This window comes from Kitasatospora sp. NPDC001547, assembly GCF_042894165.1.
Classification (GTDB): Bacteria; Actinomycetota; Actinomycetes; order Streptomycetales; family Streptomycetaceae; genus Kitasatospora.
This window is the reverse complement of record NZ_JBIAVL010000019.1, coordinates 124,007-147,981: the sequence shown is the minus strand read 5'-3', so window position 1 is coordinate 147,981 and position 23,975 is coordinate 124,007. Positions and strand designations below refer to the sequence as shown.

The 23,975-nt window shown below is 74.4% G+C and carries 20 protein-coding genes and 1 pseudogene; 11 read left to right on the top strand and 10 right to left on the bottom strand.

Annotated features, from left to right (window positions below):
- Window positions 1–744: 744 nt before the first annotated feature.
- The gene (locus tag ACFY0X_RS28685) at window positions 745–1,221 is read right to left on the bottom strand and encodes a DNA starvation/stationary phase protection protein (protein WP_387758820.1); all 477 of its coding nucleotides are present in this window, start codon (window positions 1,219–1,221) and stop codon (window positions 745–747) included.
- Between the two features lie 337 nt (window positions 1,222–1,558).
- Here ACFY0X_RS28685 and ACFY0X_RS28680 point away from each other — a divergent pair, with 337 nt between their 5' ends.
- Together ACFY0X_RS28680 and ACFY0X_RS28675 are read left to right on the top strand one after the other, a co-directional pair.
- Window positions 1,559–1,960, top strand: a complete 402-nt coding sequence (locus ACFY0X_RS28680) for an SsgA family sporulation/cell division regulator (protein WP_387758819.1) — start codon at window positions 1,559–1,561, stop codon at window positions 1,958–1,960.
- Window positions 1,961–2,080: 120 nt separating this feature from the next.
- On the top strand, window positions 2,081–2,386 hold the full coding sequence (locus ACFY0X_RS28675; protein WP_387758818.1) for a DUF6479 family protein: 306 nt from the start codon (window positions 2,081–2,083) through the stop codon (window positions 2,384–2,386).
- 242 nt (window positions 2,387–2,628) lie between these two features.
- On the opposite strand, the gene ACFY0X_RS28670 is transcribed toward ACFY0X_RS28675, so the two are convergent.
- Window positions 2,629–3,087, bottom strand: coding sequence for an SRPBCC family protein (locus ACFY0X_RS28670; RefSeq protein WP_387758816.1), 459 nt, complete (start codon window positions 3,085–3,087; stop codon window positions 2,629–2,631).
- Window positions 3,088–3,294: 207 nt separating this feature from the next.
- Window positions 3,295–4,104, bottom strand: a complete 810-nt coding sequence (gene ddaH / locus ACFY0X_RS28665) for a dimethylargininase (protein ID WP_387758814.1) — start codon at window positions 4,102–4,104, stop codon at window positions 3,295–3,297.
- 298 nt (window positions 4,105–4,402) lie between these two features.
- Here ddaH and ACFY0X_RS28660 point away from each other — a divergent pair, with 298 nt between their 5' ends.
- Genes ACFY0X_RS28660 through ACFY0X_RS28650 form a run of 3 tightly spaced genes read left to right on the top strand, consistent with a single transcriptional unit; the run spans window position 4,403 to window position 6,002 of the window.
- Window positions 4,403–5,017, top strand: a complete 615-nt coding sequence (locus ACFY0X_RS28660) for a nucleotidyltransferase family protein (RefSeq protein WP_387758813.1) — start codon at window positions 4,403–4,405, stop codon at window positions 5,015–5,017.
- On the top strand, window positions 5,014–5,268 hold the full coding sequence (locus tag ACFY0X_RS28655) for a BON domain-containing protein (RefSeq protein WP_387758811.1): 255 nt from the start codon (window positions 5,014–5,016) through the stop codon (window positions 5,266–5,268). The genes ACFY0X_RS28660 and ACFY0X_RS28655 overlap by 4 nt, the downstream gene beginning before the upstream one ends.
- Window positions 5,265–6,002, top strand: coding sequence for a metallophosphoesterase (locus ACFY0X_RS28650; protein WP_387758809.1), 738 nt, complete (start codon window positions 5,265–5,267; stop codon window positions 6,000–6,002). The genes ACFY0X_RS28655 and ACFY0X_RS28650 overlap by 4 nt, the downstream gene beginning before the upstream one ends.
- Before the next feature lie 126 nt (window positions 6,003–6,128).
- Here ACFY0X_RS28650 and ACFY0X_RS28645 read toward each other — a convergent pair whose 3' ends face one another.
- On the bottom strand, window positions 6,129–6,422 hold the full coding sequence (locus ACFY0X_RS28645) for a WhiB family transcriptional regulator (protein ID WP_387758808.1): 294 nt from the start codon (window positions 6,420–6,422) through the stop codon (window positions 6,129–6,131).
- A 167-nt stretch (window positions 6,423–6,589) separates the two neighbouring features.
- On the opposite strand from ACFY0X_RS28645, the gene ACFY0X_RS28640 reads away from it, so the two are divergent.
- From ACFY0X_RS28640 to ACFY0X_RS28625, 4 genes and pseudogenes are all read left to right on the top strand, one after another.
- Window positions 6,590–7,558 carry an LLM class F420-dependent oxidoreductase gene (locus tag ACFY0X_RS28640; RefSeq protein ID WP_387758807.1) on the top strand — a complete coding sequence of 323 codons (969 nt, stop codon included), beginning with the start codon at window positions 6,590–6,592 and terminating at the stop codon, window positions 7,556–7,558.
- A gap of 81 nt (window positions 7,559–7,639) precedes the next feature.
- Window positions 7,640–7,810, top strand: a complete 171-nt coding sequence (locus ACFY0X_RS28635; protein WP_387758806.1) for a hydrophobic protein — start codon at window positions 7,640–7,642, stop codon at window positions 7,808–7,810.
- 214 nt (window positions 7,811–8,024) lie between these two features.
- Window positions 8,025–10,310, top strand: a complete 2,286-nt coding sequence (locus ACFY0X_RS28630; protein ID WP_387758805.1) for a catalase — start codon at window positions 8,025–8,027, stop codon at window positions 10,308–10,310.
- 82 nt (window positions 10,311–10,392) lie between these two features.
- A pseudogene (locus ACFY0X_RS28625) lies at window positions 10,393–13,014 on the top strand (SpoIIE family protein phosphatase); the annotation flags it as partial.
- A gap of 63 nt (window positions 13,015–13,077) precedes the next feature.
- On the opposite strand, the gene ACFY0X_RS28620 reads toward ACFY0X_RS28625, so the two are convergent.
- The 3 genes from ACFY0X_RS28620 to ACFY0X_RS28610 form a co-directional block, all read right to left on the bottom strand.
- A complete protein-coding gene (locus ACFY0X_RS28620; RefSeq protein ID WP_387758825.1) occupies window positions 13,078–13,443 on the bottom strand; it encodes an ATP-binding protein in 366 nt (121 codons plus the stop codon).
- 224 nt (window positions 13,444–13,667) lie between these two features.
- Entirely contained in the window at window positions 13,668–14,063 is a 396-nt protein-coding gene (locus ACFY0X_RS28615) for an STAS domain-containing protein (protein ID WP_387758823.1), read from the bottom strand.
- A gap of 113 nt (window positions 14,064–14,176) precedes the next feature.
- Window positions 14,177–15,058 carry a SigB/SigF/SigG family RNA polymerase sigma factor gene (locus tag ACFY0X_RS28610; protein WP_387758803.1) on the bottom strand — a complete coding sequence of 294 codons (882 nt, stop codon included), beginning with the start codon at window positions 15,056–15,058 and terminating at the stop codon, window positions 14,177–14,179.
- A gap of 302 nt (window positions 15,059–15,360) precedes the next feature.
- On the opposite strand from ACFY0X_RS28610, the gene ACFY0X_RS28605 reads away from it, so the two are divergent.
- Both ACFY0X_RS28605 and ACFY0X_RS28600 read left to right on the top strand, forming a co-directional pair.
- Window positions 15,361–18,813 carry a HAMP domain-containing protein gene (locus tag ACFY0X_RS28605; RefSeq protein ID WP_387758801.1) on the top strand — a complete coding sequence of 1,151 codons (3,453 nt, stop codon included), beginning with the start codon at window positions 15,361–15,363 and terminating at the stop codon, window positions 18,811–18,813.
- 67 nt (window positions 18,814–18,880) lie between these two features.
- On the top strand, window positions 18,881–21,358 hold the full coding sequence (locus tag ACFY0X_RS28600) for a SpoIIE family protein phosphatase (RefSeq protein WP_387758800.1): 2,478 nt from the start codon (window positions 18,881–18,883) through the stop codon (window positions 21,356–21,358).
- A gap of 34 nt (window positions 21,359–21,392) precedes the next feature.
- Here ACFY0X_RS28600 and ACFY0X_RS28595 read toward each other — a convergent pair whose 3' ends face one another.
- The 3 genes from ACFY0X_RS28595 to ACFY0X_RS28585 all read right to left on the bottom strand — a co-directional run bounded on the left by ACFY0X_RS28595 (window position 21,393) and on the right by ACFY0X_RS28585 (window position 23,924).
- On the bottom strand, window positions 21,393–22,892 hold the full coding sequence (locus ACFY0X_RS28595) for a bifunctional phosphatase PAP2/diacylglycerol kinase family protein (RefSeq protein ID WP_387758798.1): 1,500 nt from the start codon (window positions 22,890–22,892) through the stop codon (window positions 21,393–21,395).
- A 143-nt stretch (window positions 22,893–23,035) separates the two neighbouring features.
- Complete coding sequence (locus ACFY0X_RS28590) at window positions 23,036–23,545, bottom strand: GNAT family N-acetyltransferase (protein ID WP_387758796.1); 510 nt, start codon at window positions 23,543–23,545, stop codon at window positions 23,036–23,038.
- Window positions 23,546–23,720: 175 nt separating this feature from the next.
- Window positions 23,721–23,924: an MbtH family protein gene (locus ACFY0X_RS28585; RefSeq protein ID WP_387758795.1), complete on the bottom strand. Its 204-nt coding sequence runs from the start codon at window positions 23,922–23,924 to the stop codon at window positions 23,721–23,723.
- Window positions 23,925–23,975: the final 51 nt, after the last annotated feature.

Below are 23,975 nucleotides of genomic sequence, written 5' to 3'. Positions count from 1 at the left end.
ATCTCCAGGGCTGTCCGGAGCGGCCGGCCCGCGTACGTCATCACCAAGTCGAAGAGCTCCTTGGGATATCCCGGCCGGAACCTTTCGTAGGCTTCTGCGGTTGCGCCGAAGCTCAGTGCACGAGCAGACATGCCGAGCATCCTGGCACGACCGGGGCGGACAGCGCCTGGCGTACTCAGCGGCCTGGCCGTCCGAACTTGAGGGGTGCGCATCATCTACCACGGTGCCGGCACAGCCTCGCCGCGCTCGTCGGCCTCGGCCAGCGGCCAGGTCCTCAGGAAGGCCGACCGAGAGGCGAGGTCGCGCACCCGGTATCCCTGGTGCCAGGAATGCATCGCGTCGGCGGCGTCGGCCAGGTCCTGTGTCCTGGCCGACGCCATGGGCCCAGCAGTCGACCAGGAAGCTGCGCTCGCTGGTGGCCATCCGGACAGTCGCCGAGCGGTCGTCCGCTTCCACCTTCGCGGCCACGTAGCGCCAGCCCGGTGAGGACGTCAGCTCGACCGGGAGACCACGGCCCGCACGAGCGACCTCCGCCTGGAGAGCGTTCTGCAGCGAGCCCGCCCTCACCACCTCGGGTAGAGGGTCGCGTACGGGTGCAGCGGATGGGCGGCGTCGGCCGGTGACTCACCCGGAAGCTGCTCGGAGATACGGCCGAGTCTGCCGGAACGGCCCGATCGCCGTGGCGCCGGCGGGCCCCGCCCCGGCGGTCGGGCGCCGGGGCGGGGCAGGGCGGGCGGGGCGGGCTCAGGTGCGGTTCTCGGCCTGGAACATCCAGCTGTGCTTCTCCAGTGCGGCCGTGAGGCCGATCAGGAGGTCCTGGCTGACCGGATCCGCCTCGCCGGTCTCGTCGATGCGCACCCGCAGCCGTTCGATCACGGTGGCGAACGCCTTCACCAGGTGCTCGACGACCGTCACGTCCGCCGTCCAGCCCTCGGGGAAGCCGGGCAGGCTGCTGGTGGCGGCCACCGTGGCGGCGCGGCCGTCCGGGCTGAAGCCGATCGCGGCGGCGCGCTCGGCCACCTGGTCGGCGAAGTCACGCGCGGTGGTGACCACTTCGTCGAGGTGGAGGTGGACGGAGCGGAACCGGGGCCCGTAGAGGTTCCAGTGCGCCTGCTTGGCCACCAGGGAGAGGTCCAGCAGGTCGACCAGGGTGCCCTGCAGGGCGTTCCCGACCGTCTTGCGTTCGCCTTCCGGCAGCGGGCTGGTGATGACGACACCCATCGTTGACATCCTTCCTGATCGGGGAGCCGTCGGCCGGCCCCCGTCCGTGTGGGCGCCCCGCCGCCCGGCGGCCGGCCGTGCGCGCTCTCCGGCGGAACGTGCGCGGGGCCCTGACCGTCCGGGGCACGGGCGGACGACCGCCCGGGCGGCGGGATCGTCCGGCGCCTGCCCGGCCCCGCGGCGGGGAAACCACCCGGGCGGGGGATCACGCCGGGCGACCCGGCCGCGTTGAGAGACGAGGAATGCACCCCGGGCGCGCGGGTAACCGAGCGCTGCAACCCCGGCCGCCGCGGCCGGAGGAGAGCCCGGTGCCACCGCCAGAATGGGAGTCCGCCGCATGACCGTCGCCACCTCCTGGTCCACCGCCGTCACCCTGCCCGAAGGCCCGTTCCCGGACGTCGCCGTGGACGCGGAACTGCGCTTCGACACCGCGTCGCCGTACGCGGTGTGCCTGGCCTTCCCCCCGCTCGGCGACGACGAAGCTACGCAGTGGACCTTCGCGCGCGACCTGCTCGACCAGGGCCGGCACGGCCCGGTCGGTTGCGGGGACGTGACCGTCGCGCCCGGGCCGGAGGGCCAGGTGCTGATCACCCTGCGGTCCCCGTCCGCGCGCGCCGTCATCAGCGTGCCGGCGGCCGTCGTATCGGCGTTCCTCCTCGACTCCTTCCGCCTGGTACCGGCCGGCACCGAGACCGAGCACCTGGACGTCGACGCCGCCCTCGCCCAGCTGCTGTCCTGATCCGCTCCGCACCGGGGCAGGCATGCCTCCCGGCGGACGGGGTAGGCGGGCGACACCGGCGGGCCCGCCCCCGCCTCCCGGGGAACGGCCCGCCGCCGGATCCGGGAAAGGAGAAGACCCATGGCCACCCAATCGCTCCTGGCCGCACCCGACGGCCCCTCGCTGCTCGCCGTCGCCGTACCCGCCCTGGCCATAGCCCTGCTGCTGATCGGCGCGTTCGCCTGGGGCAGCCGCCACCTGAACCGGCGGCGGCCGAAGCCCCCCAGGGGCGCTCCCGCCGCCCGCGCCGACTCCTGGGGCACTCCCGACGGCGACGGTCCGCGCCCTTCCCGTGCCGCGCCGGGCGGTCACGACGGCCACGGGACCGACGACCGCCCGGCGCAGCGGGCGTCACAACGCGCGGAGCCGCCCCGGCGCTCCTCGTGAGGGCCGGGGTCGTCCCTGTGATCCCCGGTGCCTGCGGCCACATCGCGGGCACCGGGGATCACGTCGTCACCGGCGCTGCCGGGCGACCCACCGCCGCACGGCGAACTCCGGGGCGAACTCCGGGACGAACTCCGGTGGGAAGACGGTGTGTTCGGCGTGCAAGGGTCCCGCCCTCCCGGACCCGGCTCGGCCCCGGTCCCTCGCGGGGACCGGGGCCGAGCGCCGCACGGGCCGGACCGCGCTCAGCCGGGGCTGATCCGCCCCCGCCAGCCGCCCTGCTCGTGGCCGTGGCCCTCGATGAAGTCCTTGAAGCGCCGCAGGTCCCCCTTGACCCTGCGGTCCACGACGCCCAGCGCGTCTCCGGCCTTCTCGACCATGCCCTCCGGGCGGAAGTCGATGGCCATGTTGACCCGGGTGTGCTGGTCGTCGAGCCGCTGGAAGGTCACCACGCCCTGCTGCTGCACGTCTCCGCCCACCGTCCGCCAGGCGATCCGCTCGTCGGGCAACTGGTCGACGATCTCGGTGTCGAACTCGCGCGTGACCCCGCCGATGCTCGTCCGCCAGTGGTTGTGGCGGTCGTCCACCTGGGTCACCGAGTCGACGCCCTCCATGAAGCGCGGGAACTCCTCGAACAGCGTCCACTGGTTGTAGGCGGTGCCCACGGGCACGTCGACGTCGACCGATTCCTTCACCATGCTCATCTGTGCTCTCCTCGTTCGGCGTGGCCGGGGCTCTCCCCCGGTCATCCGCGCGTCTGCCCGCCGCGCGCCGACGCATGCCTCCCGGCGGCCCGGCGGATCGATCCGACGCCATCCGACCCGATCGGATCCGATCCGGCGCGACCCGGTCCGAGCGCGGTCCGGCCAGTACGGAGGACGGGGGCGCCGCGCCCGTCGACCGCCCGCCCGTCACCCCGGCCGTAGTTCGAGCACGCAGCACTTCGGCCCGCCGCCGCCCTTGAGCAGTTCCGGCATGTCGACGGGTACGGGCACGTATCCGGCCCGGTGCAGCCGCCCGGCCAGGCCGTGCGCGGCGGCGGGGAGCACCACGTGCCGTCCGTCGCTCACGGCGTTGAGGCCGAAGACGGCCGCGTCCGGCTCGGCGACGAGGATGGCCCGGGGGTAGAGCGCGCGCAGCACCCGTCTGCTCTCCGGGGCGAAGGCCGGCGGGTGGTACATGATCTGCTCGTCGTCGAGCACCGCCAACGCCGTGTCGAGGTGGTAGAAGCGCGGGTCCACCAGGACCAGGCTGACCACCGGGCGGCCGAGGACCCGGCGGGCCTCGTGGTGGGCGGCGCGGCTGGTCCGGAAGCCGGTGGCGGCCAGCAGGTTCCGGCCGGCCAGGAGGAAGTCGCCCTCGCCCTCGTTGACCGGTCCCGCGACCCGTACGGGCCGGTACCCGGCCGCGGCGAACCATCGGCGGTGCGCCTCGGCCTCGGGGGCGCGCTGCTGGTGCCGGAACCGGGCCACCAGCACCCGGCCGTCGATCGCCGTGGCGCCGTTGGCGGTGAACACCATGTCGGGTAGTCCCGGCACCGGGTCGAGGAGATCGACCCGGTGGCCGAGGGCCCGCAGCGCGTCGCGCAGTCGGCCCCACTGGGCCTCCGCGGCCGCGCGGTCGACGGGGCGCGTGGGGTCCATCCACGGATTGATGGCGTAGTCCACCGCGAAGTGGGTCGGCGGGCACAGCAGGTAGTGGCGCCGGCGCGCGGTACGCACGGGGGAAGGTTCCATGGGTGGGCGCGTGCCCACGGCCGTCGGGTGGAAACGGTGGGGTGGAAACGGTGCGGGCCACGCCGGCCCGCGGCGTGAAGTCCCGCTTGCCGGGTACCCGCCGGAGGCGTCCCGGATCGAGCCCGAACCGTCCCGCAACAGCAGCGGCGACCGCAACCGCGTCCCGCAAGCGCAACCGCAACCGCAACCGCAACCGCAACCGCAACGCCGCAACCGGGCGTACAGAACCGCTCCCGAACGCACTGGACCCTTCCGAACCGGAACGGACGCCGAGGAGGCCGCGATGGACCACCTCTCCGAACACTCCGAACACTCCGACGAGTCCCTCCCGCCGGACCGGGCCCAGGCGATCCTGGAGGCGGCGAAGCGGATCGGCTCCCTGCTGAAGGCCGAGGACCACCCCTTCGCGGTGGCGGGCGGCGTGGCCGCTTACGCGCACGGCGCGACCGTACGGCTCCAGCACGACGCCGACTTCTGCATCCGCCGGGAGGACGCGGAGGCCGTCACCCGGACCCTGCGCCAGGCCGGGCTGCAGGTCTTCCTGCCGCCCGAGGACTGGCTGCTCAAGGCCCGCTGCCTGGGCCAGGACGTCGATCTGATCCTCGAACTCGCCAAACGGCCCGTCACCTCCGAGCTGCTGGACCGCGCCGAGGTGCTGCCGGTGGACTCCGTGCGCATGCCGGTGCTGTCCGCCACCGACCTGGTCGGCAGCCTCCTCGCCGCGTTCTCCGAACACCACTGCGACTTCGGAGCCGTCCTGGCCGTGGTCCGGCCGCTGCGCGAGAAGGTCGACTGGGCGAAGATCCGCGCCGAACACGGCGACGCGCCGATGGCCGCCGCCTTCCTCTACCTCCTGGAACGGCTCCAGGTGATCGAACCCGAAGGAGTCGAGGCATGACCGGCACCGACGACACCGAGTACCGGGTGGCCCACCTGCGCGACCGTCTCGCCGAGGCCGAGATCGGCGAGCTCGGCCTGCGGATCGAGACCCGCGGCGGACACGTCACGGTGTACGGCACGGTCCCCACCGAGCGGCACCGGGCGGCCGTCGAGCGCATCGTCGCCGAGACCCTGGCCGGGCTGGTGGTCCACACCGACATCGTGCTGGCCGACGACCGGCCGCCGGCCGGATCGGAGGTGCTCCGGTGATCCGGCTGGCCGCCGTCGGGGACATCCACCTGGGTCGCGACAGCCACGGCGTGCTGCGGCCCGCCTTCGAGGCGCTGCGCGAGCGGGCGGACCTGCTGCTGCTGGCCGGCGACCTCACCCGGCACGGCGTCCCGGAGGAGGCCGCGGTGGTCGCGCAGGAGGTGGCCGGTCTGCCGGTGCCGGTGATCGCCGTGCTGGGCAACCACGACTACGACGCCGGCTGCCCGGAGGAGGTCGCGGCGATCCTCTCCGGGCGCGGCGTCCACGTGCTGGAGCGCACCTCGACGACCGTCCGGGTGGGAGGTCGGCTGGTCGGCGTGGCCGGGACGAAGGGCTTCGGCGGCGGGTTCGCCGGCCGCAGTGGCAGCGAGTTCGGCGAGCCGGAGATGAAGGCCTTCATCCGGCACACCCGGCACTGCGCGGAGGGCTTGCGGGCCTCGCTGGACCGGCTGGCGGCCGAGCGCTGCGACCTGCGCATCGCGCTGACCCACTTCGCGCCGGTCGCGGACACCCTCGCCGGGGAGCAGCCGGAGATCTTCCCGTTCCTGGGCAGCTACCTCCTCGCCGAGGCGATCGACGCCGCGGGTGCCGACCTCGCCGTCCACGGCCACGCCCACCTCGGCACCGAGCACGGCCTCACCGCCTGCGGGGTACGGGTGCGCAACGTGGCGCAGCCGGTCATCGGACGGGCGTTCGCGCTCTACGAGCTGGAGCCGGCCTCGCGGGCGCCGTAGCCCGCTGCCCCCGGCCTCCGATGTCGGACGCCGTAGCCCGCTTGCCCCGGCCGCCGGTGTCGGCGGCCGGGGCAGCGGATACCCCGGTCGGGAGCCCACCTCCCGGCCGGGGCGGCCGGTGACCGGTCAGGCCGCGGAGGCGACCGGGTCACCGGTGAACAGGGCGCGGCGCTCGTCCGCGGTCAGGCCGCCCCAGACGCCGTACGGCTCGCGGGCCGCGAGGGCGTGGCGCCGGCACTCCACCCGGACGTCGCAGCCGGCGCAGACGGCCTTCGCCGCCTCCTCCCGGGCCCGGACGGCGGCCACGGGTTCGTCGGCGGACCCGCCGAAGACGCCGCCGTCCGCGGTGTGGCAGGCCCCGTCGGGCTCACGGCTCCACCGGGGCTGCGGGGCTTCTGACACGTGCGAGAGGTCGGCCACGGCGGTTCCTTCCGATCGGGTTCGCGCTGGCCCCACTCGTCTAACCCCGTCCCGCCGGTTCATGCCTCCGGCCGCTCACGGCCGCTCCCGGCCGACTCGTCCGGCCGACCGGATGAAGTCCGGCCCGCGCGTGTGGAGAACGGGCCGGACCGGGCAGGCGCGGGGGCATGGTGCAGATCGGATACACGATGATGACGGAGCAGCGGGGCCCGCGCGGCCTCGTCGCCGACCTGGTGCTCGCCGAACGCGCGGGTTTCGACTTCTCGGTGGTCTCGGACCACTACTTCCCGTGGCTGGACGAGCAGGGCCACGCCCCGTACGCGTGGGCGGTCCTGGGCGCGGCGGCGCAGGCCACCTCGCGGATACCGCTGATGACCTACGTGACCTGCCCGACCTTCCGCTACCACCCGGTGGTGGTGGCGCAGAAGGCGGCGACGCTCCAGCTGCTCTCCGAGGGCCGGTTCCGGCTGGGGCTGGGCAGCGGGGAGAACCTCAACGAGCACGTCGTCGGCCGGGGCTGGCCGGCCGCCCAGGTGCGCCAGGAGATGTTCGGGGAGGCGGTGGAGATCATCCGGGCGCTGTTCGAGGGCGGGTACGTGACCCGGCACGGGAAGCACTTCGACGTGGTCGGCGCACGGCTGTGGGACCTTCCGGAGCAGCCGCCGCCGATCGGGATGGCGGTGTCCGGGCCCGCGTCCTGCGCGCTCGCGGGGCGGCTCGCCGACGTGGTGATCGCCGTCGAGCCGGACGCCGGGCTGATCTCGGGGTTCGCCGAGCACGGCGGCGCCGGGAAGCCCGCGGTGGGCCAGCTGCCGGTGTGCTGGGACCGCGACCGCGACGAGGCCGTGCGCCGGGCCCACGAACAGTTCCGCTGGTTCGGCGGCGGCTGGAAGGTCAACGCCGACCTGCCGGGGACGGCGGGCTTCGCCGCGGCGAGCCGGTTCGTCCGGCCCGAGGACGTCGCCGAGGCCATCCCGTGCGGCGACAGGGTGGAGGACTTCGTCGAGGCCGTCCGTCCGTTCGTGGACGCCGGTTTCGACGAGGTGGCCCTCGTCCAGGTCGGCGGGGACTCCCAGCCCGCCTTCCTGCGGTGGGCGGAGGAGACGCTGCTGCCGGCCCTGCGCGCGGCGTTCTGAGGGCACCACGGGCAAGGGGGGGCATGCATCGGCGGTCCGGGGGCAGAAGGGCGGTCACCACTAACCGAGGAGGTCTACACCATGGTCCCGGTCCTTCTGGTCCTTCTGCTCGCGCTCATCCTGTTCGGTGCCGGATTCGCCCTGAAGGTGCTCTGGTGGGCGGCGGTCGTCGTGTTCGTCCTGTGGTTGATCGGCTTCGTGGCCCGGGGCACGACCGCGGCCGGCGGGCGGGGCCGCTGGTACCGCTGGTAGCCGCCCGGCACCCCGTGGGCCGCGCCGCTGGTGACGGAACCCGGCGCCCCGTGGGCCGCGACACCGCGGCCTACGGGGCGCCTTCGCCGTCGGCACGCCGGGAGCCTCCGGTCGCGGGACAGCACCGCGCGCTCGGGTTGCCGGCGCGCGGATCCGTTTCCGGAGGCGGCCGCGGGGTTACCTGCGCAGAGTCCCCCGAGTACGAGGAGCATCCATGAACGAGTCCGGACCGGTGAAGAAGATCGTCGACGCCGTCGCCGACGTGGTCGAGCGCGCCACCCCGACCGACCGCCCGGAGGTCCCCGGTGCGCCCGGCGCCGCCTCGCCGGGCGTCGAGGAGCCGACCGAGGTGCACGACCCGCTGCCCCCCAAACCCGACCAGGCGGCTCCGCGGCCGGTGACCGCGACCGGGCGCGACACGGGTGCCGACGCGCGGGTGCGGTCGCAGAGCGGCGCCTTCCTGACCACCGCGCAGGGCGTGCGCCTGCCCGACAGCGACCACTCCCTCAAGGCCGGGCCCCGCGGTCCGGTGCTGCTGCAGGACCACCACCTGCGGGAGAAGATCACCCACTTCGACCACGAGCGCATCCCCGAGCGGGTGGTGCACGCCCGCGGGGCGGCCGCGCACGGCGTGTTCCGCGGGTACGGGAGCGCGGGCGCCGTCTGCAAGGCGGCGTTCCTCGGCGAGGACGTCGAGACGCCGGTGTTCGTCCGGTTCTCCACCGTGCTCGGCTCCCGGGGCTCGGCGGACACCGTCCGTGACACCCGCGGCTTCGCGACGAAGTTCTACACCTCCGAGGGGGTCTTCGACCTCGTCGGCAACAACATCCCGGTGTTCTTCATCCAGGACGCGATCAAGTTCCCCGACGTCGTCCACGCGGCGAAGCCCCACCCCGACCGGGAGATCCCGCAGGCCCAGTCCGCGCACGACACCTTCTGGGACTTCGTCACCCTGCACACCGAGGCCACCCACCACACCCTGTGGAACATGTCGGACCGGGGCATCCCGCGCTCCTTCCGCACCATGGAGGGGTTCGGCGTCCACACCTTCCGCCTGGTCAACGCCGAGGGCGCGAGCACGCTCGTCAAATGGCACTGGAAGCCCAGGCTCGGCGTCCACTCCATGGTCTGGGAGGAGGCGCAGCTGGTCGCCGGGGCGGATCCGGACTTCCACCGCCGGGACCTCGCCGACGCGATCGAGGCGGGCGCGTTCCCGCAGTGGGAGCTCGGCATCCAGACCTTCCCGGACACGCCGGAGCAGACCTTCGAGGGCATCGACCTGCTCGACCCGACCAAGATCGTTCCGGAGGAGCTCGCGCCGGTGCGCCCGGTCGGGCTGCTCACCCTCAACGCCAATCCGACCAACTTCTTCGCCGAGACCGAGCAGGTCGCCTTCCACCCCGGGCACCTGGTGCCGGGGATCGACATCACCGACGACCCGCTGCTGTCGGGCCGCCTGTTCTCGTACCTCGACACCCAGATCACCCGGCTGGGCGGCCCGAACTTCGCCCAGATCCCGATCAACCGCACCCACGCCCCGGTCAACGACATGCTGCGCGACGGCTTCCACCAGGACGCCGTCCACTCGGGCGTCGCGCCGTACAAGCCGAACTCGCTCGACGGCGGCTGCCCGTTCTTCGCCGGCGCCGGGGACCGTCCCTTCATCGAGTACCCGACGCCGGTGGCTCCGGCCACCAAGGTGCGCGAGGCGCCGGCGTCCTTCGCGGACCACTTCGGCCAGCCCCGGCTGTTCTGGGCGAGCATGAGCCCGGTGGAGCGCGAGCACATCATCGCCGCCTACACCTTCGAACTCGGCAAGTGCCACGAACAGGCGATCAAGGAGCGCGGCCTGCGGGTACTGGCCCAAATCGACGGCTACCTGTGCGCGCAGGTGGCGGCCGGTCTCGGCCTGCCGGCGCCCGAGCCCGCCGAACCGCTCGCCCCGGCCCGGCCCAGCCCCGCCCTCTCCCAGGTCGGGCGGACCTGGCCGCTGGACGGGCGGGTCGTCGGGCTGGTCGCGGGCACCGATCACGGCGCGCTGGCGACGGTGCGCCGGGCCGTGCTGGACGCGGACATGGTCCCCCTGGTGATCTCCGCCGCCGGGGGCAGCCTCCGCCCGGAGGGCAACCACGAGCCGCTGGCCGTGCAGCGCACCTTCGCCACCGCCCGCTCGGTGGAGTTCGACGCGCTGGTCCTGGCCGGTGCCCCCGGACCGGCGCCCGAGGGCGAGGCGGCCCGGGACGCCAAGGCGGCCAACCCGCTGCCGGCCGCCTCCCCGGTCGACGCCCGGCTGGTGCTGATGCTGACCGAGGCCTACCGCCACGCCAAGCCGATCCTCGTCCTGGAGGGCGGGCAGGCCGCTCTCCAGGCCGCGGGCATCGCCGCCGACGCCCCGGGCGTCCTCACCGGCGTCCGGCCCGACCAGGCCGTGGACCAGCTCGGCCTGCTGCTCGCCGCCCACCGCGTCTGGGACCGCTTCCCGCCGCCCACCGCCGGCTGACGGAAAGCGTGTGCCGGGGCGGCGTCCGCGAGGGACGGCGCCCCGGCCTTTTAGCGCCGGTGTTTCCGAGCAGACGCCCGGTATGGGCATTCTCAGTCCGCCCGGGGTCCCGTCGCGGCGCTTCGCCCCGGCCCCCGAGAACGTCGCGCTGGCGCGACGGTTCGTGCGCTCGGCGCTGGCCGGCGTACCAGCGGAGACGGTGGACACGGCCGAACTCCTGACCAGCGAACTGGCGGCCAACGCCGTCCTGCACGCGCGCACCGAGTTCGAGGTGCAGGCGTGGGCGCAGGACGGCCGGGTCAACGTGCGGGTCAGCGACGGGCGGCCGGAGGTCGGCCTCGTCCCCCACGACCGCCATCCGTACGCCTCCACCGGACGCGGCCTGGGCCTGGTGGAGGACCTCGCGCCCAGCCACGGCGTCCACAGCGACGCGGAGCGCAAGACGGTCTGGTTCGAGCTGTGGCCCGGGCAGCCGGACCCCCCGGCCTCCGCCTGGGAGACCGTCGCCGCGGTCGGCCCGACCGCGACCGTGACGCTGATCGACGTGCCGTACGCCCTGTACTGGGCGGCGCAGCAGCAGTGGGAGGGCCTGCTGCGGGAGCTGTACCTGGACGGGTGCGCCGAGGAGCGCGTGGTCGTGTCCGCAGCGGACCTGACGGTCGCCCGGGACGCCGGGAACATGATCTGCGAGTGCATGACGGCCTCGGTGCAGCAGGAGACCCCGGACAGTTCGACGCTCTCCGTGCTGGTCGCCTTCCCGGCGGACGGCGCCGAGGCCGTGGCCACCCTGTACCGGGTCCTCGACCAGGCGGAGGCCGCCGCCCAGCAGGGGGCCCTGCTCATCCTCCCGGCACTTCCGCAGATCCGGGCCTTCCGGGAGTGGCTGTTCGACCAGATCACCTCCCAGCTGTCCGGCGCGGACCCCACCGCGTGGACGCTGAACCCCGACGCGCCCAGCGGCACCCCGACCGAGCTGGCCCCGTGGGACGCGAGCGAGGTGGCGGCCGCCACCGAGCCGACGGTCGCGGCCGACGACCTCAACCGGATCATCGCCGTGAACGCCGCCGCGGCGAACCTGCTCGGCTGGTCCCCGCAGGAACTGATCGGGGAGCGGCTCACCGTGATGATCCCCGAGCACCTGCGCGGCCGGCACGAGGCCGCCTTCACCTCCCTGCTGCTCACCGGCCAGCCCCGCATCCTGGGCCGTTCCGTCCCGCTGCCCGCGCTGCGCCGCGACGGCCGGCTGGTCCCCGTGCGGCTGCGCGTGCAGACCCAGGAGGCGATCGACGGGCGCACGGTGTTCGTCGCCCAGCTCACCGCGCGGACCGGCCCCACCGGCGCCCCGCAGGACCCGCAGGAGCTGCGGAACCTGCACGGCCCGAGGATGGAGCCCGGCCCGGTGAGCCTGCCGACGACCACCAGCAAGTCCCGGCGGGCGAGCATCGAGCGGGCCGCCCTGGACCGCCTCGCCCTGCTGGCCGACACCGGCCTGGCGCTCAGCAGCACCCTGAACCTGCACGAACGGCTGCACCGGGTCTGCCAGGTGCTGACCCAGCGGCTGGCCGACTGGTGCGTGGCGGACCTCCTGGACGACACGCCCGGCCGGGTGGAGCGGGTCTGCGTGGTCCCCGGCGACCCGCGGATGCCCATGCCCGAGGGCCTGCTCGGCCGGCTCCCTCCGCTGGCCGAGGACACCCAGGGCTCCCTGCCGCGCGTGATGCGCGGTGCGGGCCCGCTGCTGGTCACCGACTTCCCGCCGCCGGAGCGGGCCCAGAGCGCCCTGGAGGCCCGGCAGCTGGACATGTTCGAGCGGCTGGAGGCGAGCAGCGCCATCGTGGCCCCGCTGCGGGCCCGCCGGGAGATCCTCGGCGCGCTGACACTGGTGCGCACCCGCGACGAGTACCCGTTCACCGGCGACGACGTGCTGCTGGTGGCGGAACTCGTCCGCGGGATCGCCCTCGGGGTGGACAACGCCCGGCTGCACCAGCACACCCGGCGCACCGCCGAGCGCCTCCAGCGCGCCCTGCTGCCGGACGTGCCCCCGGTCGCCAACCTGGACCTGGTGGCCCGCTACGCCCCGTCCAGCACCACCGCCGAGATCGGCGGGGACTGGTACGACGCCTTCGTCCTGCCCACGGACGACCTGGTGCTGGTCATCGGCGACGTGGCGGGCCACGACCTGCGGGCCGCCGTGGCGATGAGCGCCCTGCGCAACATGCTGCGCGGGATCGCCGTCGACCGCCGGGAGCCGCCCGGCGAGGTGCTGCGCCAGCTGGACCGGGCGAGCACCACCCTCACCCCGCAGTCCACCGCCACCTGCGTGTACGCGCTGGTCAAGGGCGGTGAGTCGGGCCCCTGGGAGCTGCACCACTCCTCCGCCGGCCACCTGCCGCCGCTGCTCACCACCGAGGACGGCGGGACCCGCTACCTGGACGGGGCCGCGGGCCTGCTGCTCGGCATGGACGCCGACACGCCCCGGCCCACGGCCCGGGAGCCCCTGGCGCCCGGTTCCACCCTGCTGCTGTACACCGACGGCCTGATCGAGCGCCGCGGGCAGTCCCTCGACGACGCCATGGACCGGCTGCGCCGGCACACCGCCGCCCTCGCCCGGGCACCCCTGCACGTGTTCTGCGACGAGCTGGTCATCGCCCTCGGTGCGGAGAGCGACGACGACATCGCCCTGCTCGCCGTGCGCGTCGCGCCGCGAGCCGCCCTCCGCCCGGCACCGGAGCGGTGCCGGGCGGGGGCTGGGATCAGGCGCCGCCGGTCAGGCGCGGGGCAGCCCGGGGGCGTCGAACTCGACCCAGATCGACTTGCCCCGGGCGTGCGGTTCGGCGCCCCAGCGATCGGCGATCCGCTCCACGATGAACAGCCCGTGGCCGCCGGGAACGGCGGGCACGTGCGGGCGCCGCAGCTCGGGCAGCGTCGGGCTGCGGTCGCTGACCTCGACCCGCAGGCGCGCCTGGGTGACGTCCAGGACCAGTTCCAGCGGGCCGTCCCCGTGCAGCATGGCGTTCGCGACGAGCTCCGCGACCACCAGGACCACGTCGGCGGCGAACTCCGGTGCGGGCGCGTACCAGTCCGCGAGCGCCTCGGTGGCGCAGGCCCGGGCGCGGGCGACCGGCGTCGGCATCCCGACGAGCGTCAGCCGTCTGCGCTGGACTCCGGGCGGCCGGGCCGGCCCGGGCGGCCGCGGGTCACCGTCCAGGGTGCCCCGACTCATCGTCATGTGAGGGTTCCCCTTCGGATCGACGGCGGTTCGCAAGCTCGGTTTCCCCGTGCCTCCCGGATTATGCCTCGTTCCCCCGACACCGCCGGCGGCCGGCGGATCGGGGAGGGACGAGGCCCGGGTCCCGGTCAGGACTCCAGCGCCGATGCGACGGAGCCGTGGAGGGAGAACACCGTTCGCGCGCCGGTCAGTTCGAGGACGCGCATGACGGTGGGCGGCACCGCGGCCAGCCGCAGCCGCAGGCCCTCCCGCTCCGCTTCGGCACGGATCCGGAGCAGGAGGTTCAGGCCGGAGGAGTCGCAGAACGCCACGCCGGCCAGGTCGACGACGATCACCGGCGGACGCCGCGCGAGGAGACCGGTGAGCGCGGCGGCCACCGGCGCGAGCGTCTCGATGTCGAGATCGCCCGCCAGCGCGCACACCACCGCCCCGCCGCCCACGGTCCGGGTCTCCACCGCCGCCTCCGGACGGGGCGGCGGGACCGCGAAGGCCAGGTCTCCGGCGTCGTGGTCGGAAGGCGTCATCGTCGTCCCCTCGGTGTCGGATGCCCTCCGACTCTAGGCAGGTCAGGGCGGTGGCGCAACGGACCGGGCGGTCGCGCCGGTGCACCGGGGGTCCTCCCCCGGCGGGCGCCCGGTCAGTCGTCCTCCAGCCCCTCGCGCAGGCGCCGCAGGGTGCGCGAGAGCAGCCGGGAGACGTGCATCTGGGACACCCCCAGGCGCTCACCGATCTGCGACTGGGTCAGGTCCTCGCAGAAGCGCATCGAGAGGATCAGCCGCTCGCGCTCCGGCAGGGCGGCGACCAGCGGCTTGAGCGCCACCAGGTCCTCGACCTTGGAGAGGTCCCGGTCCTCCTCCCCGAACCGCCTGCCCAGCGACCCCGGCCCCTCGTCGTCCTCCGCACCCCCGAGGTCCAGGGAGCCCGCCGTGTGGCCGTTCGAGGCGGTCAGCCCCTCCACCACCTCCTCCTCGGACAGCTGCAGGTGCCCGGCCAGCTCGGCCACCGTCGGCGCCCGGTCCAGCTCCTGCGCCAACCGCTCCTGGGCCTTGGCCAGCACGATCCGCAGTTCCTGGAGGCGGCGCGGCACGTGGACGGCCCAGGTGGTGTCCCGGAAGTGCCGGCGGATCTCCCCCAGCACCGTCGGCAGCGCGAACGTGGTGAACTCCACACCGAGGTCCGGATCGAACCGGTCGATCGCCTTGATCAGGCCCACCGCCCCGACCTGCAGCAGGTCCTCCTGCGGCTCGCGGTGCGCGGTGAAGCGGCGGATCGCGAACCTGACCAGGGACAGGTTCATCTCCACCAGGGTGGACCGGACGTACGAGTACTCCCGGGTGCCCTCCTCCAGGGTGGCGAGCCGGCGCAGCAGGACCCGGCTCAACTCCCGGGCATCGGCCGGCGCCACCTCCCGCAGATCCCGCTCCTGCGCCAGCTCCGGCGGCAGCAGCTCACGCAGCTCCGCCGTGGAGGGCAGGGGCGCGGGGGTGGTGACGAGCGGTTCGCGAGTGGTCACGGCCATCGGGGTCCCTTCGTCGTTTCGGTATGACGCAACGCCCGCTACCCCGGTTCGGCCGATCGATGCGGCCACCGGGCGTGAAGATTCCGAAAAGGAGGTTCGTACACTTCGGGTGCGCCGCGGATCCGCCCAGGCTAACGCGCCGGACCGCCGGGTCCAACGCGGCGACCAGTCGTTTCGGCGTGGCCGGGAGCTGGGATAGCCTCCGGAGGGGATCCCACCCCCTTTGCGACCACGGACCGTTCCGTGGTGCCCACGACCGGATGCGGGCCGGCGGCCCGGCGTTCTACGGAGGCGACGTTTCGATGGCTGGCCCGACCCTGCCCCCCGACTCGCAGCACCGCTCGCAGAACGGGCCGGGCACCGCGCTGGTGAACGAGGCGGAACTGCGGCAGCTGCTGGCCGGGTTGACGGCCGTACGGGACGGCGACTTCAGCACCGAGCTGCCCGACGACGCGGAGGGGCTGCTGGGCGAGATAGCCACCGTGTTCAACGGGATGGTCGACCAGCTGTCGCACTTCACCTCGGAGGTGACCCGGGTGGCCCGCGAGGTCGGCACCGAGGGCCGCCTCGGCGGCCAGGCGCAGGTGCCGGGCGTCTCGGGCACCTGGGCGGACCTCACCGACTCGGTCAACGCGATGGCCGGGAACCTGACCTGGCAGGTGCGCAACATCGCCCAGGTGACCACGGCGGTGGCGCGCGGCGACCTCACCCAGAAGATCGAGGTCGACGCCCAGGGCGAGATCCTGGAGCTCAAGGACACCGTCAACACGATGGTCGACCAGCTGTCCTCGTTCGCCGGAGAGGTGACCCGGGTGGCCCGCGAGGTCGGCACCGAGGGCCGGCTCGGCGGCCAGGCCAAGGTCGAGGGCGTCTCGGGGACGTGGCGCGACCTGACGGACTCGGTGAACTCCATGGCCGGCAACCTCACCGGGCAGGTCCGCGCCATCGCCCAGGTCGCCACCGCCGTCGCCGAGGGCGACCTCACCCAGAAGATCACGGTCACCGCCCGCGGCGAGATCCTGGAGCTCAAGACCACCATCAACACCATGGTCGACCAGCTGTCCTCGTTCGCCGACGAGGTGACCCGGGTGGCCCGCGAGGTCGGCACCGAGGGCCGGCTCGGCGGCCAGGCCCGGGTCGAGGGCGTCTCCGGCACCTGGAAGCGGCTCACCGCCAACGTCAACGAGCTGGCCGGCAACCTCACCCGGCAGGTCCGCGCCATCGCCGAGGTCACCGGCGCCGTCACCGCCGGGGACCTGACCCGCTCGATCACCGTGGACGCCTCCGGCGAGGTCGCCGACCTCAAGGACAACATCAACGCCATGGTGGAGTCACTGCGCCAGACCACCCGCGCCAACGAGGAACAGGACTGGCTGAAGACCAACCTCGCCCGCTTCTCGGCCCTGATGCAGGGCCGGCGGGACCTCTCGGTCGTCGCCGAGTCCGTGATGGACGAACTCGCCCCGCTGGTGGGCGGGCAGTGCGGCGCCTTCTACCTCGCCGAGGAGGGCCCCGAGGGAACGGTGCTGCGGCTCGTCGGCTCCTACGCGTTCCCCGACGGCGAGCGCCCGACCAGCTTCCGCCTCGGCGAGTCCTTCGTCGGCCAGGCCGCCCGCAGCCGGCGCACCATCGCCGTCGACTCCCTGCCGCCGGACTACCTGGCCGCCTCCTCGGGCCTGGGGCGCACCGAGTCGCTGTCGCTGATCGTGCTGCCGATCGTCGTCGAGGAACAGGTGCTCGGCGTCATCGAACTGGCCTCCGTCCGGCCGTTCACCCAGGTCCACCGGGACTTCCTGGAGCAGCTGCTGGAGACCATCGGCGTCAACGTCAACACCATCATCGCCAACGCCCGCACCGACGAGCTGCTCGGCGAGTCCCAGCGCCTCACCGCCGAACTCCAGGCCCGTTCGGAGGAGTTGCAGGCGCGCCAGGAGGAGCTCCAGGCCTCCAACGCCGAGCTGGAGGAGAAGGCGGAGCTGCTGGCGACGCAGAACCACGACATCGAGGCCAAGAACCTGGAGATCGAACAGGCCCGCCAGGAGCTGGAGGAACGCGCCCACCAGCTGTCCCTCGCCTCCAAGTACAAGTCCGAGTTCCTGGCCAACATGAGCCACGAGCTGCGCACCCCGCTCAACAGCCTGCTCATCCTGGCCCAGCTGCTGGCCCAGAACCCCACCCGGAACCTGACCGCCAAGCAGGTCGAGTACGCCGGGATCATCCACTCCGCCGGCTCCGACCTGCTCCAGCTCATCAACGACATCCTCGACCTCTCCAAGGTCGAGGCCGGGAAGATGGACCTCAACGTCGAGGACGTGCCGCTGCAGTCGCTGCTCGACTACGTGGAGGCCACCTTCCGCCCGATGACCGGGCAGAAGAACCTCGCCTTCGCGGTCCGCACGGCCAGCCGGGTGCCGTCCGAACTCCGCACGGACGACTACCGGTTGCGCCAGGTGCTGCGCAACCTGCTGTCCAACGCCGTGAAGTTCACCGAGCAGGGCCGGGTCGAGCTGCGGATCGAGCCCGCCGACGAGGACGCCGTCCCCGACGGGGTGCGCCGCGACGGGCCGGTGCTCGCCTTCCACGTCACCGACACCGGCATCGGCATCGCCCCGCAGCACCTGGAGACCGTCTTCGGAGCGTTCCAGCAGGCCGACGGGACCACCAGCCGCAAGTACGGCGGGACCGGGCTCGGGCTGTCGATCAGCCGTGAGATCGCCTTCCTGCTCGGCGGCGCCATCACCGTGGAGAGCACCCTCGGCCGGGGCAGCACCTTCACCCTCTACCTGCCCGCCGAGCCCGCCGGTCTCCCCGCCGGCGGCCCCGGCGCCGCGCTCCAGTCGGCCGAGCACACGGCCGCGCTGCCCTCGCAGGACGCCGGACACCACTCGGATCACCCCGCCGCCGGCCGGCCGCGTCGCCTGCTCGTGGTGGAGGGCCGCCCGAACGGCCTGCTCTCCCTGGTCGCGGAGAACGCCGTCGCGGACCTCGCCCGCTACTCCGGTACGCAGCGGCCGGTGGAGATCGTCGCCGCGGTCGGCGCGCAGGAGGCCGCCACGGCCCTGGCCACCGCGCCGTGCCACTGCGTCGTCCTGGAGCTGGGCCTGCCCGACGGAACCTCCACGACCCTGCTGAAGGAGATGGAGGGCGACCCGGCCCTGTACACCGTCCCGGTGCTGGCCCACGACAACCGGGGCGTCGTCCCGGAGCACGAGCAGGCCGTCCGCCGCGCGGGCGAACGGCCGCTGGAAGTCCTCTCCAGCCTCGACGAGTTGCGCGAGCGCATCGCCCTGCACATGAGCGCCGACCGGCCCGGGAGCGTCGTCCAGCTGGTCCGCGGAACGGACCGCGAGTCCTCCTGGAACCCCGGCGCCGACCGGGCGCTCTCCGGCCGCACCGCGCTGGTCGTCGACGACGACGACCGCAACCTCTACGCGATCACCAGCATCCTGGAACTGCACGGCATGCACGTCCTCCAGGCCGAGAACGGGCGGGCCGCCCTGGAGGCGCTCGCCGTGCACCCGGGGATCGACGTGATCCTGATGGACGTGATGATGCCGGAGATGGACGGCTACTCCGCGACCGCGGCGATCCGCGCCATGCCGGAGCACGAGGGACTGCCGATCATCGCGGTGACCGCCAAGGCCATGGTCGGTGACCGGGAGAAGAGCCTCGCCTCGGGAGCCAGCGACTACATCACCAAGCCGGTCGACGCCGACGAGGTGATCAGCCGGATCAGGCGTCACCTCACCGTCTAGCACCGGCGCGCCCGCCCGCGTCACCCCACCATCCGTCACGAGCCGCCGCACCCCAGGAGTCCCGACCGTGCACCAGCCTCCGGAGCAGTCCGCCGCCGGCCAGCGCCCGTCGACCGGACCGACCGCCGGCGACGCCGGCGCCGGGCCCCCGGGCGTTCCCGCCACGCCGGGAGCGCCGCCGGCCCGGCAGTCGGAGCGCGAGGCGACGGCGGTCGGCCGGCTCGCCGGCACGGTGGAGCGGCTGCGGCTGGAACTCGACCGCGCCGAGGCCCACGCGGCGGGCCGCGCGGTCGTCGAGATGGCCGTCGGCGTGCTCGTCGAGCGGCTGCGGTGCGGCCCCACCGAGGCGGCGCGGCAGCTGGAGAGCCTCGCCGAGCGGTCCGGGACCTCGACCCTGGCCTTCGCTGCCGACCTCGTCAACCAGTCCGCGGCGGACGAGATATCCGCGCTCGCCCGCGGCTTCGTGGCCGGTGCCGCCGAGCCGTCGGCCGACGCCCCGCCGGCGGAGCCGGTCTCCGTCCGCCTCCGCAGCACCGAGGCGGACGCGCTCGCCGGCGACGCGGCGGCGGCCGCGCGGTCCATGCTGGAGCACGCGCTGCGGCCGCTCGGCGCGGCCGCCGTCGCCATCTGGGCGGCGCACCCCGACCTCTCGCTCTCGCTGGCCGGCAGTGCCGGCTTCCCCGAGGAGGAGGCCAGCCGCTGGCGGCACGTGCCCCCGGGCGTCCCGACCCCGGCCCGCAGGGCGCTGGACGAGCGCTCGGCCGTCGGCTACCCGACGCTCGCCGACGCCTCGCTCCCGTCGATCGGCCAGCACGAGGTCCGGGGCGGTCGGCTGGCCGTTCCGGCGGGCACCGGCGGCCGGCTCATCGGGGTCCTGGAGATCTGCTGGCACGACGCCCTGCCCGAGCAGTCCCAGTCGCTCCAGCGGCAGTTCGAGGCGCTCGCGCAGCTGGCGGCCGCGACCCTGGAGACCTGGAGCGGCCAGGAACCGCCCGGTCCCGAGCCGGACGACCGGCAGTTCGGTGAACTGCGGCAGCTGGTCGACGGCCTGCTCGACCCGTGCCTGGTCCTGCGGCTGTCCCCCGACGACGACCACCTCCCCCGGTTCCTGATCCGGCACGTCAATCCCGCCTTCGTCGACTTCGCCGGCCGGCCCACCGGCGCCATCGTGGGCACCCGGCTGCTGGAGGCGTACCCGCTGGCCGCCGAGCCCGGCGGGCTGGCGGAGAAGGTCGAGCACGTCTTCGCCACCGGGGAGCCCTTCCGCACCCACGACATGCACCTCGCCGCCCTGGTCGACGGCGTGCCGCTGACCACTCGGGCCCAGGTGAGCATCAGCCGGCACGGCACCCACCTGGCGGTGGTGTGGCGCCTCGGGGACGGCACCCCGAGGGTCGCCCGGCTGCTGCAGCACGCCCAGCGGCTCGGCCGGATCGGCGGCTTCGAGGAGAACCTGGGAACGCGTCAGATCGCCTGGAACGAGACCCTGTTCGAGCTGCACGGGCTGCCGCCCGGCGCGTCGCCGATCCCCCTGGACCAGCTGGCCGAGCACGCCCACCCGGACGACCGGCACACCATCGGCCGGTTCCTGCGCACCCTGCTGCACCACCGGCGGCCGGCCTCCACCGCCTTCCGCCTCCTGCGGCCCGACGGGGTCACCCGCCACATCCGGGTGGTGGCGGAGCCGGTGCCCGCCCCGGACAGCAGCCCGCACATCGTCCGCGGCGCCTACCAGGACATCTCCGCCCAGCACTGGACGGAGGTCGCCCTGGCCGCGACCCGCGACCAGCTGGCCCAGAGCGAGCAGCAGGCGGCGGAGCGCAGCCGGCTCGCGCTCCAGCTCCAGCACGCCATCATGCCGCCCGCCCGCGGCCCGCTGGACCTGCACGACCTGCACGTGGCCGTGCGCTACCGTCCGGCGGAGAAGGACCACCTGGTGGGCGGCGACTGGTACGACGCGCTGACGCTGCCCTCCGGGGACGTCATGCTGTGCGTGGGCGACGTCTCCGGGCACGGCATCGAGGCCGCCACCGGCATGGTCGCCCTGCGCAACGCGCTGCGCGGACTGGCCGCCACCGGCGCGGGACCGGCCCAGCTGCTGAGCTGGCTCAACAGCGTCACCCACCACCTCACCGACAACGTCACCGCCACCGCGGTCTGCGGCCTGTACGAGCCCGGGAGCGGCAGGCTCCGCTGGGCCCGGGCCGGGCACCCGCCGCCGGTCCTGCTGCGCGGCGGGCGAGCGGCCGCCCTCCCGCAGCTGGGCGGCATCCTGCTCGGCGCCCTGGACCAGGCGGACTACGAGGAGGGGGAGTTCGTACTGGAGGCGGGCGACACCCTGGTGATGTACACCGACGGGCTGATCGAGCGCCGCGACGAGTCCCTCCAGGCCTCGCTGACCAATCTGACCGGCCTCGTCGAACAGGCGCACCGCGGCGCGGCCGCGGGCGTCGACGGGCTCCAGGACCAGCTGGACCACCTGCTGCGGTACAGCAGCGCGGACACCGACGACGACACCTGCCTGGTCGGGGTGGCGGTCCGGTAGGCCCGCTCCGGGCGGGCCCACCGGGACCGGACGGTCAGGAGGTGACCGGCGGGCGGTACACGGTCAGCGCCGCCGGGTTCTTGGACAGCCGCAGGGCGCCGCGGGCGGGGACGCTCTCGCCGTCGACGGCGATCCGGTCGGCGTCGCCGAGGAAGTCCAGGTCCAGGACGCGCAGCCGGGCGGTCCGGTAGACCCGGGAGCGGTGCAGGGTGCCGGACAGGAAGGCGGCGGCGAGGCGGGTGCGGGCGAAGGGCCTGCCGCCGTCGACGACGCGGACGTCGAGCTTCCCGTCGGCCAGGGCGGCCCGGTGGGTGGGCGCGAAGCCCGCCGGTTCGTACGCCCCGTTGCCGGCGAACAGCAGCCACACCCGGTGCGGGCGGCCCCCGGCGTGCACGGTGACCGGTTCGGCGGTCGGCAGCAGCTTGGCGACGGCCACCGCGAGGGCCGGCCACTTGCCGATGCGCTTCTCCAACTTCTCCCGCTGGTGGACGAGTTCGGGGTAGATGCCGAGGCTGAAGGTGTTGACGAAGGTGCGCGACCCGGTGTGGTCGACGGCCAGTCCGAGGTCCACGCCGACCGCGGTGCCGGCCTCGACGGCCGTGGCGGTGTCCTGGTGGGTGGTGGTGCCGAGGTCGAGCGCGAAGTGGTTGAGGGTGCCGCCGGGGAAGACCGCCAGCGGCAGCTTGCGGTCGACGGCCAGGCCGGCGGCCAGGTTGACGCTGCCGTCGCCGCCGCACACCCCGAGCGCGCCGCCGTCGCGGGCCGCCCGGTCGGCGGCCTCGGTCAGCAGTTCGGCCAGGTCGTCCTCGGGCCCGCACACCCGGACGTCCGCCTCGGGCAGCAGGCCGCGCAGGGTGTCGGCCGTCTCCTCGGGGCCGGTGGCCGTCATGGAGCCGTTGCCCGAGCCGGAGTTGACCACCACGGACAGGCCCCGGCCGCGCGGCAGGGCCGGTGCCGGGAAGGCGGCGGGGGCGGCGGGCGGCGGCGCGTCGGACAAACGGGGCCACCAGCGCAGCGTGGTGGCGGCGGCCGCCGTTCCGAGGGCCGCGCCCGCGAGGACGTCGCCCGGGTAGTGCACCCCGGTGTAGACGCGGGAGAGCGCCACCGCCGCCGCGACCGGGGCGACGGCCGCGCCCAGCAGCGGGGACTCGATCGCCACGCCGGTGGCGAAGGCCGCCGCGGAGGCGGAGTGGCCGGACGGGAAGGAGGTGGTGACGGGCTGGCGCAGCAGCCGTCGCACCGACGGCACGCCGTCCAGCACCGGTCGGGGCCGGCGGGTGGCGTGTTTGGCCACGGTGTTGGCGGTGGCCGAGGCGATCGCGAGCGAGCCGAGTCCGCGCAGGGCGGCGCGCCGGCCGCGGCGTCCGCCGACCGCGCCGAGGAGGGCGGCGGCGCCCGTCCAGAGCACTCCGTGGTCGGCGGCCCGGCTCAGCGCCCGCAGCCACGGACCGGTCCCGTGCAGCGGGGCGGCGGCGATGCGGTCGAACAGGGCCCGGTCGATGGCGTCGAGTCGTGAGGTCCCCAGTCGTGTCATCCGACGAGCCTAATGGGGTTCGGTGCTGCGGGGCGGGAAGGCGGCCCGCCGGTGTGTCACACGAACGGCGGCGGGCCGGGCCCGCGGCGCGGGCGGGCGTGCCGCGGGCCGGGGCGAGGGGACGGAGCGGGGCGAGGGCGCGATCAGGCCCCGTCGGTGGAGGCGGCCAGCAGTCTGGTCACCGAGCCGTCGTCCCCGACGACGTCGCGCAGGTGCCGGAAGCCGAGCCGGCGGCACATCGTCAGGCTCGGGGTGTTCTCAGCGCCGACCATGCCGTAGACCTCCTTGAGCCCCAGCTCGTCGCGGGCGTAGCGGATCAGTCCGCGCACCACCTCGCCGCCCAGGCCGCGGCCCCAGAACTCCGGGGCCAGCGCGGTGACCAGCTCGTGGCCGTCGACGTTCCCGGTGCGCTTGACCTCGGCGTGGCCGGCGTACGCCCCGTCCAGCCAGATGCCCCAGACGTCGAAGAGGTTCTGCGGGTAGACGTCGGACAGGATCGCGCGGAACAGGGTGCGGATGTCCGGCTCGGGCACGAGGTCCTGGCCCATCCAGCGGCACACCTCCGCGTTGCGGAGCAGGGAGACGAAGGCGTCCTCGTCCTCGGGCCGGTAGGGGATGAACTCCAGGTGCTCGGTGCGCAGCGGAGGGGTCATGGTGCTCTCCTCGGGGTGGTGGCGGCTCGGTGCTGCGGTGGTGCGGGGGCGCGGTGCTGCGCGGGTGCGGTGCTGCGGCGGTGCGGTGGTTCGGTAGTGCGGTGCTGTGGTGGTGCGGCGGCCGGGAGGGGCCGCCGGTCGCGCGGGTGCGACCGGCGGCCCCTCCCGGCGGCGGTCAGGCCCCGGCCTTCTCCATGCGCTCGCGCAGGCTCTTCGGGCGCATGTCGGTCCACACCTCGTCGACGTAGGCGGTGCACTCGGCCTCGGTGCCCTCGGTGCCGACGGGCTGCCAGCCGGCCGGTACCTCCAGGTCGGCGGGCCAGAGGGAGTACTGCTCCTCGTCGTTGCGCAGCACCTGGTAACGGGTGTTCTCGTCCATGTCGGTCTCCTTCGTCATCATCGGTGAGGTCGTGTCGGTCGGTCGGTCGTG

Excerpts from the sequence above, each read along its gene's own strand:
- ACFY0X_RS28685 (WP_387758820.1), bottom strand. The coding sequence starts at position 1,221 with ATGGGTGTCGTCATCACCAGCCCGCTGCCGGAAGGCGAACGCAAGACG.
- ACFY0X_RS28680 (WP_387758819.1), top strand. The coding sequence starts at position 1,559 with ATGACCGTCGCCACCTCCTGGTCCACCGCCGTCACCCTGCCCGAAGGC.
- ACFY0X_RS28675 (WP_387758818.1), top strand. The coding sequence starts at position 2,081 with ATGGCCACCCAATCGCTCCTGGCCGCACCCGACGGCCCCTCGCTGCTC.
- ACFY0X_RS28670 (WP_387758816.1), bottom strand. The coding sequence starts at position 3,087 with ATGAGCATGGTGAAGGAATCGGTCGACGTCGACGTGCCCGTGGGCACC.
- ACFY0X_RS28660 (WP_387758813.1), top strand. The coding sequence starts at position 4,403 with ATGGACCACCTCTCCGAACACTCCGAACACTCCGACGAGTCCCTCCCG.
- ACFY0X_RS28655 (WP_387758811.1), top strand. The coding sequence starts at position 5,014 with ATGACCGGCACCGACGACACCGAGTACCGGGTGGCCCACCTGCGCGAC.
- ACFY0X_RS28640 (WP_387758807.1), top strand. The coding sequence starts at position 6,590 with ATGGTGCAGATCGGATACACGATGATGACGGAGCAGCGGGGCCCGCGC.
- ACFY0X_RS28635 (WP_387758806.1), top strand. The coding sequence starts at position 7,640 with ATGGTCCCGGTCCTTCTGGTCCTTCTGCTCGCGCTCATCCTGTTCGGT.
- ACFY0X_RS28630 (WP_387758805.1), top strand. The coding sequence starts at position 8,025 with ATGAACGAGTCCGGACCGGTGAAGAAGATCGTCGACGCCGTCGCCGAC.
- ACFY0X_RS28620 (WP_387758825.1), bottom strand. The coding sequence starts at position 13,443 with ATGCCGACGCCGGTCGCCCGCGCCCGGGCCTGCGCCACCGAGGCGCTC.
- ACFY0X_RS28615 (WP_387758823.1), bottom strand. The coding sequence starts at position 14,063 with ATGACGCCTTCCGACCACGACGCCGGAGACCTGGCCTTCGCGGTCCCG.
- ACFY0X_RS28610 (WP_387758803.1), bottom strand. The coding sequence starts at position 15,058 with ATGGCCGTGACCACTCGCGAACCGCTCGTCACCACCCCCGCGCCCCTG.
- ACFY0X_RS28605 (WP_387758801.1), top strand. The coding sequence starts at position 15,361 with ATGGCTGGCCCGACCCTGCCCCCCGACTCGCAGCACCGCTCGCAGAAC.
- ACFY0X_RS28595 (WP_387758798.1), bottom strand. The coding sequence starts at position 22,892 with ATGACACGACTGGGGACCTCACGACTCGACGCCATCGACCGGGCCCTG.
- ACFY0X_RS28590 (WP_387758796.1), bottom strand. The coding sequence starts at position 23,545 with ATGACCCCTCCGCTGCGCACCGAGCACCTGGAGTTCATCCCCTACCGG.
- ACFY0X_RS28585 (WP_387758795.1), bottom strand. The coding sequence starts at position 23,924 with ATGGACGAGAACACCCGTTACCAGGTGCTGCGCAACGACGAGGAGCAG.